Source organism: Pseudomonas sp. W2I6 (assembly GCF_030815935.1).
Lineage (GTDB): Bacteria > Pseudomonadota > Gammaproteobacteria > Pseudomonadales > Pseudomonadaceae > Aquipseudomonas.
Window position 1 is genome coordinate 6,246,921 of record NZ_JAUSXJ010000001.1, and the last position, 16,254, is coordinate 6,263,174.

At 62.1% G+C, this 16,254-nt stretch carries 12 protein-coding genes; 6 read left to right on the plus strand and 6 right to left on the minus strand.

What is annotated here, in order from left to right:
• Positions 1-12: 12 nt before the first annotated feature.
• Positions 13-1,302 carry an MFS transporter gene (locus QF039_RS28955; RefSeq protein WP_003213403.1) on the minus strand — a complete coding sequence of 430 codons (1,290 nt, stop codon included), beginning with the start codon at positions 1,300-1,302 and terminating at the stop codon, positions 13-15.
• A gap of 457 nt (positions 1,303-1,759) precedes the next feature.
• Here QF039_RS28955 and QF039_RS28960 point away from each other — a divergent pair, with 457 nt between their 5' ends.
• Positions 1,760-2,164, plus strand: a complete 405-nt coding sequence (locus tag QF039_RS28960) for an acyl-CoA thioesterase (RefSeq protein ID WP_003176975.1) — start codon at positions 1,760-1,762, stop codon at positions 2,162-2,164.
• A 58-nt stretch (positions 2,165-2,222) separates the two neighbouring features.
• Positions 2,223-3,122, plus strand: coding sequence for a D-hexose-6-phosphate mutarotase (locus tag QF039_RS28965; RefSeq protein WP_177035358.1), 900 nt, complete (start codon positions 2,223-2,225; stop codon positions 3,120-3,122).
• 120 nt (positions 3,123-3,242) lie between these two features.
• On the opposite strand, the gene QF039_RS28970 is transcribed toward QF039_RS28965, so the two are convergent.
• The 5 genes from QF039_RS28970 to QF039_RS28990 form a co-directional block, all read right to left on the minus strand.
• On the minus strand, positions 3,243-3,776 hold the full coding sequence (locus QF039_RS28970) for a DUF3299 domain-containing protein (RefSeq protein ID WP_023659290.1): 534 nt from the start codon (positions 3,774-3,776) through the stop codon (positions 3,243-3,245).
• A gap of 78 nt (positions 3,777-3,854) precedes the next feature.
• Positions 3,855-4,100: a GlsB/YeaQ/YmgE family stress response membrane protein gene (locus QF039_RS28975; protein WP_003213408.1), complete on the minus strand. Its 246-nt coding sequence runs from the start codon at positions 4,098-4,100 to the stop codon at positions 3,855-3,857.
• A 103-nt stretch (positions 4,101-4,203) separates the two neighbouring features.
• The gene (locus QF039_RS28980) at positions 4,204-5,289 is read right to left on the minus strand and encodes a 5-(carboxyamino)imidazole ribonucleotide synthase (RefSeq protein WP_017476761.1); all 1,086 of its coding nucleotides are present in this window, start codon (positions 5,287-5,289) and stop codon (positions 4,204-4,206) included.
• Positions 5,290-5,301: 12 nt separating this feature from the next.
• A complete protein-coding gene (gene purE, locus QF039_RS28985; RefSeq protein WP_177122426.1) occupies positions 5,302-5,793 on the minus strand; it encodes a 5-(carboxyamino)imidazole ribonucleotide mutase in 492 nt (163 codons plus the stop codon).
• 332 nt (positions 5,794-6,125) lie between these two features.
• Positions 6,126-7,034 carry a LysR substrate-binding domain-containing protein gene (locus QF039_RS28990; RefSeq protein ID WP_003213413.1) on the minus strand — a complete coding sequence of 303 codons (909 nt, stop codon included), beginning with the start codon at positions 7,032-7,034 and terminating at the stop codon, positions 6,126-6,128.
• A 181-nt stretch (positions 7,035-7,215) separates the two neighbouring features.
• Between QF039_RS28990 and aspA the strand changes: the two genes are divergently transcribed.
• The 4 genes from aspA to QF039_RS29010 all read left to right on the plus strand — a co-directional run bounded on the left by aspA (position 7,216) and on the right by QF039_RS29010 (position 16,207).
• A complete protein-coding gene (gene aspA / locus QF039_RS28995; RefSeq protein WP_003213415.1) occupies positions 7,216-8,640 on the plus strand; it encodes an aspartate ammonia-lyase in 1,425 nt (474 codons plus the stop codon).
• Positions 8,641-9,032: 392 nt separating this feature from the next.
• Positions 9,033-10,484, plus strand: coding sequence for a sodium:alanine symporter family protein (locus tag QF039_RS29000; RefSeq protein ID WP_003213417.1), 1,452 nt, complete (start codon positions 9,033-9,035; stop codon positions 10,482-10,484).
• Positions 10,485-10,561: 77 nt separating this feature from the next.
• Positions 10,562-11,539: an asparaginase gene (locus QF039_RS29005; protein ID WP_307521945.1), complete on the plus strand. Its 978-nt coding sequence runs from the start codon at positions 10,562-10,564 to the stop codon at positions 11,537-11,539.
• 75 nt (positions 11,540-11,614) lie between these two features.
• On the plus strand, positions 11,615-16,207 hold the full coding sequence (locus QF039_RS29010) for a hypothetical protein (protein ID WP_307521948.1): 4,593 nt from the start codon (positions 11,615-11,617) through the stop codon (positions 16,205-16,207).
• Positions 16,208-16,254: the final 47 nt, after the last annotated feature.

The following is a 16,254-nucleotide window of genomic DNA, read 5'->3' on the forward strand; positions in this document are numbered from 1 at the left end:
TTCAAAAACGTGTCAGCGCCCGCGCTTCCACAGGTACCCACCCACCGCCATCCCCATCACACACAGGGCCGCCACGTAGTAAGCAGGGCCCATTGGGCTTTCCTTCATCAGCAGCGACACCGCTAACGGCGTCAGGCCACCGAATACGGCGTAGGCGACGTTGTAGGAGAACGACAAACCGCTGAAACGCACCACCGGCGGGAACGCTTTCACCATGACATAGGGCACCACGCCAATGGTGCCTACAAACAGGCCGGTCAAGGCGTACAGCGGGAACAGCCAGTCCGGGTGAGCCATCAGGCTGTGATAGAGCGTCCAGGACGTTGCCAGCAACAAGGCACAACCGATGATCAGCACGCGCCCGGCACCAAAACGGTCGGCCAGGGCGCCGGAAGCAATACACCCCAGGCTCAGGGTGACGATGGCCAGGCTATTGGCCTGCAGCGCCACCGTTGGGCTGAAGTGGTAGATCGTTTGCAGCACGGTCGGCGTCATCAGGATAACCACGACCACACCGGCCGACAGCAGCCAGGTCAACAGCATCGACAGTACGATGGCGCCACGATGGTCACGCAACACCGCGCGCAACGGCAGCTCGGCCGCCAGGGTCTTGCGCTGCTGCATCTCGGCGAAGATCGGGGTTTCGTGCAGCCAGCGACGCAGGTACACCGACAACAGGCCGAACACACCACCCAGCAGGAACGGAATGCGCCAGGCGTAATCCGACACCTGTTCCGGGCTGTAGAGCGTGTTGATGGCGGTGGCCACCAGCGAACCCAACAGAATGCCGGCCGTCAGGCCGCTGGTCAGGGTGCCGCAGGCATAACCGATGTGACGGGGCGGCACGTGCTCGGACACGAACACCCACGCGCCCGGCACTTCACCGCCAATCGCCGCGCCCTGGATCACGCGCATCAGCAGCAACAGGATCGGCGCCCACAGGCCGATCTGCGCGTAGGTCGGCAGCAGGCCCATGATCAGGGTCGGCACGGCCATCATGAAGATGCTCAGGGTGAACATCTTCTTGCGCCCCAGCAGGTCGCCGAAGTGCGCCATGATGATCCCGCCCAGCGGCCGCGCCAGGTAGCCGGCGGCGAAGATGCCGAAGGTCTGCATCATGCGCAGCCATTCGGGCATGTCCGCCGGGAAGAACAGCTTCCCGACTACCGTCGCAAAAAATACGAAGATGATGAAGTCGTAGAACTCCAGCGCCCCGCCCAAGGCAGACAGCGACAGGGTTTTGTAGTCGTTGCGGGTCAGCGGGCGCGAAGGTTGCGCACTGCTTGCGGGCACGGAGGACATGGCAAGGCTTCTCTTATAGTAGTCAGGACGGCAAGCCCGGGACTTGCGGCAGGCTTGGCAAGATAGCAAATCGCTTGAAAAAGCACAGCGTTGAGCCGTTAACAGTTCAGATCCGCGAAATATTTCCGTAGCAGACGTGCAATCAATATGAGCAGGAGCACAGTTGCCGGAAAAAGCCGCGATACAGCGTCTATTTACCGACCAAATGAGCGTCGGGAGGTCGTCGTGGCGCCGACGGCTCGATATACTCGGCCCTTGCAAGCGCCAGACCCGCATCCTTGAGGGGCTGCTGTGCCAAAACGCCGTTGGTTATACACCAGCCGATTTGGCAGAGTTTCCCTTTAGTACGCCTTACGAGAAACGCATCGAGCGGTGTATGTTGGTGCTGAAACGTTTTTCCGGAAGACGGCTATCCACTTGAAATACCCATAAAGCGTCACGGGTCAGAGGCACCGGCATGATCGAACTCGAACAAGAAGATCCTATCCCGCAAGGCGATCTCGCCCTGCAAATCACCGCACTCCCGCGTGAGACCAACGGTTTCGGCGACATCTTCGGCGGCTGGCTGGTCGCGCAGATGGACCTGGCCGGCACCGCCATGGCGAGCAAGGTTGCCGGTGGCCGCGTAGCCACCGTGGCGATTGATCGCATGGCATTCCTGGTGCCCGTGGCCGTCGGCGCGCAGTTGTCCTTCTACACCCAGGCCCTGGAAATCGGCCGCAGCTCGATCCAGATGATGGTCGAAGTGTGGAGCGACGACCCGCTGTCCAGCGAATGGCGCAAAGTCACCGAGGCGGTGTTTGTGTTCGTTGCCATCGATGGCAGCGGCCGCACCCGCTCGGTTCCGTCGCGGGCGCGTTAAACATCGCGACGTTTTGACGGTCCATTGCCCCATTGTCTGCCATTGAGAGCGCGCGCCTATGTCTACGCCCAACGTTGAAACCGTAAAACTGGATGAGCTGAACGCTTGGCGCATCCGCCACAACGGCGCCGAATTGGTGGTGGCCCAGCAAGGTGCGCATATCGTCAGCTACCAGCGCGCTGGCGAGAAGCCAATCATCTGGCCCAACGATCAGGTGGTGTTCAAGAAAGGCAAAGGCATCCGTACCGGCGTGCCGGTGTGCTGGCCGTGGTTTGGTGTGTTCGATCGCAACCCGCAGAGCGTCAAGGCCATGTACCAGGGTGCCGAGCCGGCCGGTGCCCATGGTTTCGTGCGGACCGCTGACTGGACGTTGGCTGGCGTTGAGGCAGAAGGCACAGCGCTGAGGGTTGAGCTGGAACTGCCAGTGCCTGAAGGTGGCTTCCCGGGTTGGCCGCATCAGGTTGACCTGAAGATGAGCATCCTGCTGGATGATCAACTGCACATCCGCCTGACCAGCCACAACCACGGCGCCGAGACCGTCAGCCTCAGCCAGGCGCTGCACAGCTATTTTGCGGTCAGCGATGTACGCAACGTGCAGGTCGACGGCCTGGACGGGCGGGACTATATCGATACCGCCGACGGCTGGACCCCAAAGCAGCAATCCGGGCTGCTGCACTTCACCGCCGAGACCGACCGCATCTACCTCGACACCCCGACTCAAGTGAACATCGTCGATAAAGACTGGCAGCGCCGCGTTCAACTCACCAGCACAGGCTCGCGCTCGACGGTGATCTGGAACCCGTGGACTGAACGTGCCAAGGCCTTCAGTGACATGGCCGACGACGGCTGGCAGGGCATGTTGTGCATCGAGACCGCGAATGTGCTGGACGATGTGGTGACGCTGGCGCCGGGTGAAAGCCATACCCTGGGCGTGAGCATCAGCGGTATCGCCCTGTAAACCGATTCCAATGTGGGAGCTGGCTTGCCTGCGATTGCGCAGTGTCAGCCAACAGAGATGTCGACTGTCAGGCCCTCATCGCAGGCAAGCCAGCTCCCACATTTTGAATTGTGTCGCGGCTTACAAGTCCGATTCCTTGACCGCCCGCACCTTCCCCGCATCCAACGCATACGCCGCATCGGCCAGATCATTGTTGACCTTCTCCACCTTCAGCGTGCCCGTCACCCACAGCGGCGTGTAGATGTCATCCAGCTTCAAGCCCTTGGGATAACGCACCAGCACCAACTGGTTGGGCGGCGGTGGCGGAACGTGGATGCAGGCGCCCGGATAAGGCACCAGGAAGAACAGCGTGCTGCGGCCCTTGGCGTCGGTTTCCAGCGGCACGGGGTAGCCGCCAATGCGAATATTCTTGCCGTTCATGGCAGCCACCGTCTTGGTGGAATACATAACCGCCGGCAAACCCTTGCTCTGCTTCAGGCCACCCTTTGCGGTGAACGTGCCTTGGGCTTCCGGGGAGTTGTGGTCGATTTCCGGCATTTCTTCGAGGGCTTTCTGGTCCGACTTGGGCATCAGTTCCAGCCAGTCGGTTTCCGGCAGTTCGCCAGCGTGGGCCAACCCGGTGCATAGAAGAAGGGATAACAGAAGACGGCGCATGGAGAGGCTCGGCAAGGATTACAGTGCCGGCATTCTAGCCCTCTGCGCCTGCGCAGCGCAGAGGGCTTGGTCGCTAAATTACTTCTTTTTCAGCAGACCGTAGATCACCAGCAGCACCACGGCACCCACCAGCGCACCAATGAAGCCTGCGCCCTGGCCAGCCTGATAGATGCCCAGTGCCTGGCCACCATAAGTCGCAACCAGCGAACCGGCGATACCCAGCAGGATGGTCATGATCCAGCCCATGCTGTCGTCGCCTGGCTTCAGGAAACGCGCCAGCAGGCCGACGATCAAACCGATAAAGATGGTCCCAATGATACCCATGGCATTTCCCTCTGATTGAAGTGAATTCAGTCAAAGCCTAGTCAGACTTTGGCTTCCTGCAATCAGAGGGTGGCGGGTACCAATGGTTCCGCCCGGCCTTGGGTTATTGCTCGGCGATCAGCGCTTCGACCTTGAGGATCTGCGCTTGCAGCGTCGCGCGATCCTTGCAGCGCAGGTTGGCGTGGCCGACCTTGCGCCCGGCCTTGAACGCCTTGCCGTAGTGATGCAGATGGCAGTCATCAATCGCGATCACGCGATCAACCGGCGGCACCACGCCGATGAAGTTGAGCATGGCGCTCTCGCCGACTTTTGCCGTGGAGCCCAATGGCAAGCCCGCTACCGCCCGCAGGTGGTTTTCGAACTGGCTGCACTCGGCGCCTTCGGTGGTCCAATGCCCGGAGTTGTGCACGCGCGGAGCGATTTCGTTGGCTTTGAGGCCACCGTCGACTTCAAAGAACTCGAACGCCATCACGCCGACGTAATCCAGTTGCTTCAGCACACGGCTCGAATAATCTTCGGCCAGGGCTTGCAGCGGGTGATCGGTGCTGGCCACGGACAGCTTGAGGATGCCGCTGTCGTGGGTGTTGTGCACCAGCGGGTAGAAACGCGTTTCGCCATCGCGGGCACGCACGGCAATCAGCGAGACTTCACCGGTGAACGGCACGAAGCCTTCCAGCAGGCAGGCAACGCTGCCCAGTTCGGCGAAGGTACCGACCACGTCGGCGGCGGTGCGCAGGACTTTCTGGCCCTTGCCGTCGTAACCCAGGGTGCGGGTCTTCAACACGGCCGGCAGGCCGATGGAGGCGACTGCGGCGTCCAGGTCAGCCTGGGACTGGATGTCGGCGAAAGCCGGTGTCGGGATGCCCAGGTCCTTGAACATGCTCTTCTCGAACCAGCGGTCACGCGCGATGCGCAAGGCTTCGGCGCTCGGGTATACCGGCACGAACTGCGACAGGAAGGCCACGGTTTCAGCCGGGACGCTTTCGAACTCGAAGGTCACCAGGTCGACTTCATCGGCCAGTTGGCGCAGGTGATCCGGGTCGCTGTAGTCCGCACGCAGGTGTTCACCCAGCGCAGCTGCGCAGGCATCTGGTGCCGGATCCAGGAAAGCGAAGTTCATCCCCAGCGGCGTACCCGCCAGGGCCAGCATGCGGCCCAGTTGGCCGCCACCGATTACACCGATTTTCATCAATCAACCACCTCAGGCAATGCGTGGGTCTGGATTGTCCAGGACGCTGTCTGTCTGCTCAGCACGGAATTTTTTCAGCGCCGCGTGGAACTGCGGGTACTTGGCGCCGAGGATGCTGGCGGACAACAAGGCAGCGTTGATCGCGCCGGCCTTGCCGATCGCCAGGGTGGCCACCGGAATACCGGCGGGCATCTGCACGATGGACAACAGCGAATCCACGCCCGAGAGCATCGACGACTGCACCGGTACGCCCAGCACTGGCAGGTGAGTCTTGGCTGCACACATGCCTGGCAGGTGAGCTGCGCCGCCGGCACCGGCGATGATTACCTCGATGCCACGGGATTCTGCTTCATCGGCATACTGGAACAGCAAATCCGGAGTGCGGTGGGCGGAAACCACCTTCACTTCGTAGGGAATGCCGAGTTTTTCCAGCATATCGGCGGTGTGGCTAAGGGTGGACCAATCGGACTTGGAGCCCATGATCACGCCAACCAATGCACTCATCGTCGTGCCTCTTCTCTCTGGGCGCCCGCAGGCGCGTCAAAAAACAACAAGCCACGCGGGAAATCCAGCGTGGCTTGTTGTACGAATTAAGGCCGGTTGGACCGGCCGAAGGCCGCGCAGTATACCGTAATAACGCAGATAAACAGCCCCTGGAATGACCATCTGTCTTACACCTCAAACAGGCGGTTTTATTGACTTCCAGGTCAGCGAACACACCAGAAAACTAATGTGGGAGCGGGCTTGCTCGCGAATGCGGTGGATCAGCCACAGATGGGTTGACTGACACTACGCTTTCGCGAGCAAGCCCGCTCCCACATTTGATCTGTGTGGGCTCAGGTGTTCTGCGCCGCGCCGCCTTCCAGCTTGCGCCACAACAACCGCACGTTCGCCTTGCGCACCAACGCACAACGATACAACCGGATCTCCAGCGGCACATGCCATTGCGGGCCGCCGCACACCACCAGCTCACCCCGGGCCAGCTCGGCGCGCACGCTCAACTGCGGCACCCAGGCAATGCCCAAGCCCTCAAGGGCCATGCTTTTCAGGCTGTCGGCCATGGCCGTTTCGTAAATCGTGGTAAAGCGCAGCGCCCGCTGGCGCAGCAGCAGGTTTACCGAGCGCCCCAGGAAAGCTCCGGCGCTGTAGGCCAGCAGCGGCACGCTGCCCTCGCCTTCCAGGTCGAACAACGGCTTGCCGTCGGCATCGGCGGCGCACACCGGCAGCATCTCGGTGTTGCCCAGGTGCAGCGACGGGAAGATCTCCGGGTCCATCTGCATCGCCGCATCCGGGTCGTAGAACGCCAGCATCAAATCGCAGCCGCCTTCGCGCAGTGCATGCACGGCGTCGCCCACGTTGGTGGCGACCAACCGCGTGGCGATGTTCAGCCCTTCGTTGCGCAACTGCGCGATCCAGCGCGGGAAGAAACCCAGGGCCAGGGAGTGCGCCGCCGCCACTTGCATGACTTCACCCTGCCCGCCTTCCAGGTGATGCAGGTGGCGCAGCACCTCGCCGAGCTGCTCGACCACGGTCCGCGCGGTGACCAGGAACAACTGCCCCGCCGCCGTCAGTTCGACCGGCGTGCGCGAGCGATTGACCAGGGTCAGCCCCAGCGCCGCCTCCAGGCTGCGGATGCGCCGACTGAACGCCGGCTGGGTGACGAAGCGCCGCTCAGCCGCCTGGGAGAAGCTGCGGGTGGCAGCCAGGGCGCTAAAGTCTTCCAGCCATTTGCTTTCAAGGTTCATCACATCCTCCCGGGGCACGCACCATTTTGGCACACACGTCCGTCATGGTAACGGGGTCACACCGACATTATGCCGTTTATGCATAGGCCAGTGTTTAACAGCATTGGCCCAAAATCTCCTGCAAGCCTAGCATTCACAGCGTTCCGGCCTAGCCCGGGTCCATATCGAGATGATTTCCGTCATGTCCTCCGCTGCATCTTTCCGCACAGAAAAAGACCTGCTTGGCGTACTCGAAGTACCCGCTCAAGCGTATTACGGCATCCAGACCCTGCGAGCGGTGAACAACTTCCGTCTCTCGGGCGTTCCGATTTCGCATTACCCGAAATTGGTGGTCGGCCTGGCAATGGTCAAGCAGGCAGCTGCTGACGCCAACCGCGAGCTGGGCCAACTCAGCGAAGCCAAGCACGCTGCCATCAGCGAAGCCTGTGCCCGTCTGATCCGCGGCGATTTCCACGAAGAGTTCGTGGTGGACATGATTCAAGGCGGCGCTGGCACTTCAACCAACATGAATGCCAACGAAGTCATCGCCAACATCGCGCTGGAGGCCATGGGCCACAGCAAGGGCGAATACCAATACCTGCACCCCAACAACGACGTGAACATGGCGCAGTCGACCAACGACGCGTACCCGACCGCGATCCGCCTGGGTCTGCTGCTGGGCCACGACGCGCTGTTGGCCAGCCTCGACAGCCTGATCCAGGCGTTCGCTGCCAAGGGTGAAGAATTCAGCCACGTCCTGAAAATGGGCCGTACCCAGCTGCAAGACGCCGTGCCGATGACCCTCGGCCAGGAATTCCGTGCCTTCGCCACCACCCTCGGTGAAGACCTGGCCCGCCTGAAGACCCTGGCGCCTGAGCTGCTGACCGAAGTGAACCTGGGCGGCACCGCCATCGGTACCGGCATCAACGCCGACCCGCGTTACCAGGCCCTGGCCGTCCAGCGCCTGGCGACCATCAGCGGCCAGCCGCTGGTACCGGCTGCCGACCTGATCGAAGCCACCTCCGACATGGGCGCTTTCGTGCTGTTCTCCGGCATGCTCAAGCGTACCGCGGTGAAGCTGTCGAAGATCTGCAACGACCTGCGCCTGCTGTCCAGCGGCCCGCGCACCGGCATCAACGAAATCAACCTGCCGGCGCGTCAGCCAGGCAGCTCGATCATGCCCGGCAAGGTCAACCCGGTGATCCCGGAAGCCGTGAACCAGGTGGCGTTCCAAATCATCGGTAACGATTTGGCGCTGACCATCGCGGCCGAAGGCGGCCAGCTGCAACTGAACGTGATGGAGCCGCTGATCGCCTACAAGATCTTCGACTCGATCCGCCTGCTGCAACGCGCCATGGACATGCTGCGCGAGCACTGCATCGTCGGCATCACTGCCAACGAAGCCCGCTGCCGCGAGTTGGTGGAACACTCCATCGGCCTGGTCACCGCGCTGAACCCGTACATCGGCTATGAAAACGCCACCCGCATCGCCCGTATCGCCCTTGAAAGCGGCCGCGGCGTGCTGGAACTGGTGCGCGAAGAAGGCTTGCTCGACGACGCCATGCTCGACGACATCCTGCGCCCCGAAAACATGATTGCCCCACGTTTGGTCCCCTTGAAGGCCTAAGCGTTTGTTGCACCGCTCACCAGGTTGAGGGACTAGACACCTCTCACCTTTTGAGGGCCTGAAGGCTCGTTCTTCAGGCCCTTTTTTTTGCCTCAAGGTTGTGAAATGACGCCAATAAAAACTCCAAGATCGCCCAACAAACCCGCCTTGCCCGTAACGCCTTGGCTGAAACCTTTAATCGCCTCGTGCAGACGGATCACCCACTCCTAGGTATAGTGCCGCCCCTCTTCGCGTCAGCGGTCGTCGGTAACGAGACCCTGGGAAGCGCGAAACCGCATGAATAACAACACCCGCAAAAGGATTGGGGTCGAAGCGTCGTGCACTGCCTGGTGCCGAGCGATGCGTCGGACCGTCCTGCGTTTGCCATTAGAAAAATCAGCGAGGAACACTCCATGCTAGAAGTCATCAACGACTTCCTCTCAGGGAAAGTATTGATCGTGCTCATTGTCGGGCTCGGTGGTTACTTCACGATCCGCTCGCGTTTCGTTCAGTTGCGTCACTTTTTCCACATGTTTTCGGTGTTTCGCGACAGCCTGAAAAGCAGCGCCGGCCAGCTCAGTTCGTTCCAGGCGCTGATGCTCAGCCTCGCCGGGCGCGTGGGTGCCGGCAACATCGCAGGCGTCGGCATTGCCGTGACCCTGGGTGGCCCGGGCGCCGTATTCTGGATGTGGGTCACCGCACTGGTGGGCATGTCTTCGAGCTTTATCGAGTGCTCCCTCGGCCAACTGTACAAACGCACCGACGCTGAAGGCACCTACCGTGGTGGCCCGGCGTATTACATCCAGCACGGCCTGCACAAACGCTGGCTGGGCATGGTGATGGCGTTCCTGCTGCTGGTGACTTTCGGCTTCGCCTTCAATGGCCTGCAAGCCCACGCCGTCACCCACTCGCTGAACAACGCATTTGGCCTCGACACCACCTACACCGGCCTGGCCCTGGCGGTGTTGCTGGGCCTGGTGTTCATCGGCGGGATCAAGCGTATCGCCTCGATCGCCGACCTGCTGGTGCCGGTCAAGACCCTGGTCTACATCGCGGTGACCCTGTACGTGATCGTGCTGCAATTCGACCACGTGCCGGCCATGCTCGCGACCATCGTCAAGAGCGCTTTCGGCCTCGACCAGGCCTTCGGTGGCCTGGTGGGCAGCGCGATCATCATGGGTGTGAAACGCGGCGTGTTCGCCAACGAAGCCGGCCTGGGCAGTGCGCCTAACGTGGCGGCAGTCGCCTCGGTTGAACACCCGATCGCCCAAGGCGTGGTTCAGGCGTTCAGCGTGTTCCTCGACACCTTCGTCATCTGCACCTGCACCGCGCTGCTGATCCTGCTCTCGGGCTTCTACACCCCGGGCTTTGAAGGCGACGGCATTGCCCTGACCCAGAACTCCCTGGCGGCGGTGGTGGGTGACTGGGGCCGGATGTTCATCTCGGTGGCCCTGGCGTTGTTCGTGTTCACCTCGATCATGTACAACTACTACCTCGGCGAGAGCAACCTGCGCTTCATCGTGGGCGACAACCGCAAGGTGCTGATGGGCTACCGCGCGCTGGTGCTGGTGCTGATTTTCTGGGGTTCCATCGAGAACCTGAGCACCGTGTTTGCCTTCGCCGACATCACCATGACCATGCTGGCGTTCGTCAACCTGTTCGCCCTGGCGTTCCTGTTCAAGATCGCCATGCGCATCCTGAATGACTACGACGGCCAGCGTGCTGCGGGCATCAAGACCCCGGTGTTTGATTCCAGCAAGTTCCCGGACCTGGACCTGGACCGCAAGGCCTGGCCGGCAAATCCGGTGAAGCCTGAGCCAGCCGCTCAAGCGACCGCAGAACTGAACGCTCAAGCGCAACGCTAAACCTAGATAGATGACACGCCGCCCGGCCTTGGGCATGCTCTGGGCCCGGCGGCGTTTTTCGTTCAGGAGATTCTTCAATGCAACCAGCCAACAACGTCATGGTGCTCTACACCGGCGGCACCATCGGCATGCAGGCCAGCGCCAACGGCCTGGCCCCCGCTTCGGGGTTTGAAGCGCGCATGAGCGCAGCCCTCGCCCAACTGAATATGCCAGCCTGGCGCTTTCGGGAAATGGCCCCGCTGATCGACAGTGCGAACATGACCCCCGCCTATTGGCAGCGCCTGCGCGTCGCCGTGATCGAGGCGGTGGACGAGGGTTGCGACGCCGTACTGGTGCTGCACGGCACCGACACCCTGGCCTACAGCGCTGCGGCCATGAGTTTCCAACTGCTGGGCCTGCCCGCGCCGGTGCTGTTTACCGGCTCGATGCTGCCGGCCGGTGTGCCCGACAGCGATGCCTGGGAAAACGTCAGCGGCGCGCTGGCAGCCCTGGGCGCTGGCCTGGCGCCGGGCGTGCAACTGTACTTCCACGGTGCACTGATGGCCCCGACCCGCTGCGCGAAGATCCGCAGTTTTGGTCGCCATCCGTTTGCCGCATTGCAGCGTAACGGCGGCGTCGCCAAGGCGGACATGATTCCGGCGGCGCTGCATTACCGCCAGCCCAAGGCGCTGGCCAATGTGGGTGTGCTGCCACTGGTGCCGGGCATCGCCGCCGCGCAATTGGACGCGTTGATCGACAGCGGCATCCAGGCGCTGGTGCTGGAATGCTTCGGCAGCGGCACCGGGCCGAGCGACAACCCGCAGTTCCTCGCCGGTCTCCAGCGCGCGCAGGATAACGGCGTGGTCGTGGTGGCAATCACCCAATGCCATGAAGGCGGTGTGGAGCTGGATGTGTACGAAGCCGGTAGCCGCTTGCGTAGCGTGGGCGTGTTGTCGGGTGGCGGGATGACCCGTGAAGCCGCGTTCGGCAAGCTCAATGCGCTGTTGGGTGCCGGCCTGCCCGTGGCAGAAGTGCGTCGCCTGGTAGAACTCGACCTGTGTGGCGAGCTGGGCTGACCTACATATCCACCGCTCTCCCTGGCGTGCCGCTCCCTAGCATGGGGCCTGTTTCCATGCACGCCAGGCCTCCCCATGAGTTCACCCGCCGCACAGCCCAACGCCAACACCGCCACCCAAGCCCTGCTCGCACAACTGTGCCTGGGCCCTTCGTTCCTGGAGGTCGCAGCCGCGTTGCTGCGCCCGGAACTACGTCGTTTGTACCCCGCGTTGGATATCGACCCGGACATCGCCATGGTCTGCACCCCAGGCTGGGTGCTGATGGACGACCAGATCCAGGCCACCACGCCGCAGTATCAGACGCTCACCGGCATTCTCGCCCGGCAGGCGGTGCTTGAAGTGCCTCGCCTGTACATTGAAGGCGAACACTTCCTGACCCAGCAGCCGCTCACCACGACGCCCATTCACCTGCCGGTGCGTATCGCCGAAATCGCCCAGGTTATTAATGTGCTGGCGCCAGTCATGCTCAGCGCCTATCAGGAACAGCAAATCGCTTTCTGGAACAGCGCCAACAAGGACGGCCCGCAATGGCATACCCTGTCCAACCACCTGCGAACGCTGTGGAATGTCCAAGGGGTAACCGGGTGGAGCGCGGTGGATTGCGCCATGGCGCGCCAGCTCTATAACGCACCCGACCTGAAGAGCCGGCAGGCCAAGCCTCTGCTTAACGGCAAGGCCTACCTGATCGACATCAGCCTGATAGAGGGTGAAACCGTCACCCCACTGAGCCTGATGCCCATCGCCGTGCTGGTGGGCACCCATGAATCGCGCACGGTGATCCTGGTGCACTCGCTGCTCAACGGTTATGAAAAGTTCACGTCCTTGCAGCAGCTCGGCGCCTCCCTGCCCGGGCACCTGAACCCCGGCCTGTCTTACACGGGCCTGCACTGGCGCTTGCTGGAACCCGAAGGCGATTTTTTTGACCAGCAAGCCTGCTCGCTGATCACCCTCCAGATCAACGCCATCGGTGCCATTGATTTCTCCGCGCTCAAGCACAAGGATGCCAACCCGGCCGCCCTCGGCTCACCGCCGGCGATCGCCAGCTTCGTCGCGGACCAGGGGCCCGACCTGAGCCAGTATCAGGACGCTATGCCCGCCTGGCTGAACACGGCATCCAGCAGCGACCTGAGCCTCTATTCCCGTCACCTCAAGGACCTGGCGGCCTTGCACAGCCTTAACGCCGGCAAGGGTTACCAGGACGGGATTGCGCCCATCCGCGAGTACACCCTCAAAACCCTCAAGGATTTGATGGTCGCCGACCACGCCGAAGCCGCCACACTGCATCTGGACGATATCGAAATACGCGTCACCAGCCAGGTGGTATGGGGCACATTCCCCGTGCCCGGCAAAATCGAAATGACCACCTTTAACCTGGTCGACCTGGCGCTGCAAAACCTGATCGCGCTGCCCCTGGGAGACAAGAGCCTGCGCCTGCGCAATGCCCGGGCGCTGCCCGCCTGGCTGACCGTGAGCTATGTGGAGACGCTGGTCCAGCAAGCCGACATCGGTCGCCAATATCCGGCACTGGTTAAGGCCAAACTACTGGACGACCCACAGGAATCGCTGCGCCGACAGCAACTGTACGGCCAGCACCTGCGCATTCAGCTGCCGCTGCTGGCCCTGCAATACAAGATTCGTCAGCAGGCCGGCATCGATGAGCGTGGCTACCGCTACATCGTGGCAGTGCTGGAGTCACAGGCCGGCAACCGTCAGGTAGATGGGCAAACCATCGTGTTGCGCCCCCTGGCCTTCGTCCCCCTGCGACGTGCGGGCGGTGCGGCCGATGAGGTGGCCAATATGTTCTTGATCGGTCCCCAGGACCCTTCCGCCGGGCCTTGCCTGTTGTATCGCCCATTGTTCGACCAACCGCTGACCCAATATCCGTCGCCCGCCAACGTGCTGTATGCCCTGCAAGAGGACGCCGACCTGCGTGACTCGGTACTGGCCTGGCTGCCCGACGCGGTGCGCAGCGACTACAGCAACTATGTGTTTCCCGGCGCGCTGCCTTCGCCCTGGGCCATCATGCGGTTTATCGTCGAACCCAGCAAACTCTGGGTCATGTGCGGCCCTATGCGCCTTGGCGGCGAGGCCATCAACGATGATCTGGCGGCCCACCTTTTCAAGGCCAACGCCAACGCCGTGGTGGAGTTGGCGGACCGCCAGTCGGTGTCCAATCGTGAGAACCGCTGGGCCACGTTCAAGCAAGCCGGGTGGCTGATCTTCAATGCTGCACTGCCCTTTCTCGGGCGCGGTGTGGGGGTTGCCGCCTGGATCTGGCAAATTCTCGATCAGTTGCAGCAAGCCGCCGAGGCACGCCGACGCAACCATTCACAGCAGGAGTGGGCAGCCCTCACTGACGTACTGCTGAACCTGGCAATGGCCATTACCTTACACTTGGCCAGCCGCAATCAGCCGGCCAGTCGTCGACTGCCCGGCTACCAGGCGGAAAAAAAACCTGCGCCGCCCACCTCAACGCCCACGGCGCCAATCATCCAGCAAGGCCCGACCATCCTTCCCCACGAATTGCCGCCAGAGTTGCCGCAATCGGTATATTCCCTAGGCGCCGTGGCCCGCAAACCCGAGACCCTGGCAACCGTGCTGGAACGCTTCAAACTCCCCAGGCCCTCCGGCCTGGGCAACGTTGTCACGCCAGTGGGGCCCCACCAATACCTCTACCCTCTGGGTGAAAAATGGCACGCACCGGTGGGTGAGCGTTGGTTCGAAGTACAGGTAGGTGAAGACGACGCGGTGGTGATTGTCGACCCCAGCCTACCCACCCGCACCGGCCCGCTGCTGCTACACAACCTCAAGGGTGAATGGTTCGTCGATACCCGCCTGCGCCTGCGCGGTGGCGGGCCCAAGGTCGTGAAAAACAAAGCTCAGAAGGAGGCCACCCGCAAGGCCGCCGAGGTACGCGCGCGCCTGGAGCAGTTCGAAAACGACAAACAGCGAGCCCAGCTCGAACTGCAGCAGGCCCGCCAAGCCCTGAGTGACGCGCCGGGCACCTCGGCGCAAGCCGCGCGCCAACTCTACCTGGACAAACTCGTAAGCCAGCGCAACGACTATGAAACCGCCCTGCAACAGCTGAAGACCCTGAATCTGTTTGCGCCCATGAGCAATTATCAACCCAAGGCCCTGAGCTACCTTAAAGCACAGCTGGACCTCACCCAGGCCGGCATTGCAGAAGTCCAGACACGCTTCACCCCCAAGCTTCGGACCGTACTCGACCAGATCGAACGCCAAGCGACGGCCCCTCAGGAGCGCCATATTGAAGACGCGCGGCAAATGACCGAGTTGAGCCAGGACATGCTGACTCGCCTGGACTACGCCCAGTCACGCTTCACTGAACTGAAGGCCCTGGCCCGGGATGGGTTGCGCCTGATCCAGAGCACCCGGCACCTGCTGCCCTCCTACAGCAGCGATGATCTCAAGGCATTGCAGGTAACGATGGCTCGCAACCTGTGCCTGTCTGAAACCAGCCTGCAAACCCATCCCCAGGCCTGGAGCACTCTCGACCGGATCGTCGACGCCGCCGACCTGGCGGTGCAAACCCTGCGCGACACCCTGCACGAACGCAGCGAATCACGGCTCGATGAGCGCATCGACAGCCTCGGCAGCCTGATCGACCAGTTCAAGGTGATCGATGAACGGTTGCAGGACTTTTCCGCTGACTTTTCCGAGCACGCCCTTGGCGAACCATTAGGCCAATTACGCGCACAAATCCGCAGCTATTTGCAACGGACGCTGAACAGCCTGGCGCTGCTGCATGCCGAGCGCGACCTCATCAGGACCCGTCCCACCCCCCCGCCGACTCCGCCACGCCCGCTGAAGAAGTTCATCAGCACCCGCTTCAACGGCGTGCTCATCGGTGAACCGCGACTGACCGAAGCCGGGCTGGAAACAAACATGGTGGATATTCGCTCTCCCCTGACCCATAACGTCCTGGCCACCTTCCATGAGAAGCAACCGGGGATCTGGGTCCAGCACGTCAAGGCCAGTGTGCCAGCGCCAGCGCCCGACCTTGAAACCAGCCTGCATGCCGGCGAGACCCTGCTCCTGGAACTGCCGGCGTTCAACCGGCGCGCTGCGGAGCAAGTAAAAAAACCCGACCGGACCGTCGTCGGCATCGAGCAGATGTTTCATCAGCACGCCATGCTGCTGGAGCAGGCCGAGCAAGACCTGGAGAGGGCACTGACAAACGCCAACGTCACTGACAGCGATTCAAACTCGGCCGCCAGCCTCTCGAGCCAGCTCAACAACGCAGCCCAAAGCCTTTACCTACAGGCGAAGAATCACCGGATACAAACGACCAAGCAACGCCCACCGACTATCGACGGGGTTGAATGGCTAAAAACCCACAACGAAATCACGGTACGCAAAACCATCACCCGCCGTCGCCTGAAGGCGGCTCAACCGGATTATCTCGACGAATACACCATCAGCGAGCAATCCAGCGGCAAGGTGCTCTGGTACGCGCACCTCCACTACTCCACCAGTTGGACGCCGCCCAAGGCATTTATCTCGGCCCGCCTGAAAACTCCCGAGGAGGCGCGCCGCGGCTCGGCAGCCGACAGCACCGGAGGCTTGAACGAGCAGCAATTGACGGACTTCTACCGCAGTGAATTTGGCCTGGAGCAAGCCCGGCGAGTGTTCTTCGACGCCGGCTGAAACCGGCGGCACACAACTTGCTCGGCTCCTGTCCACCACGGTTGGAG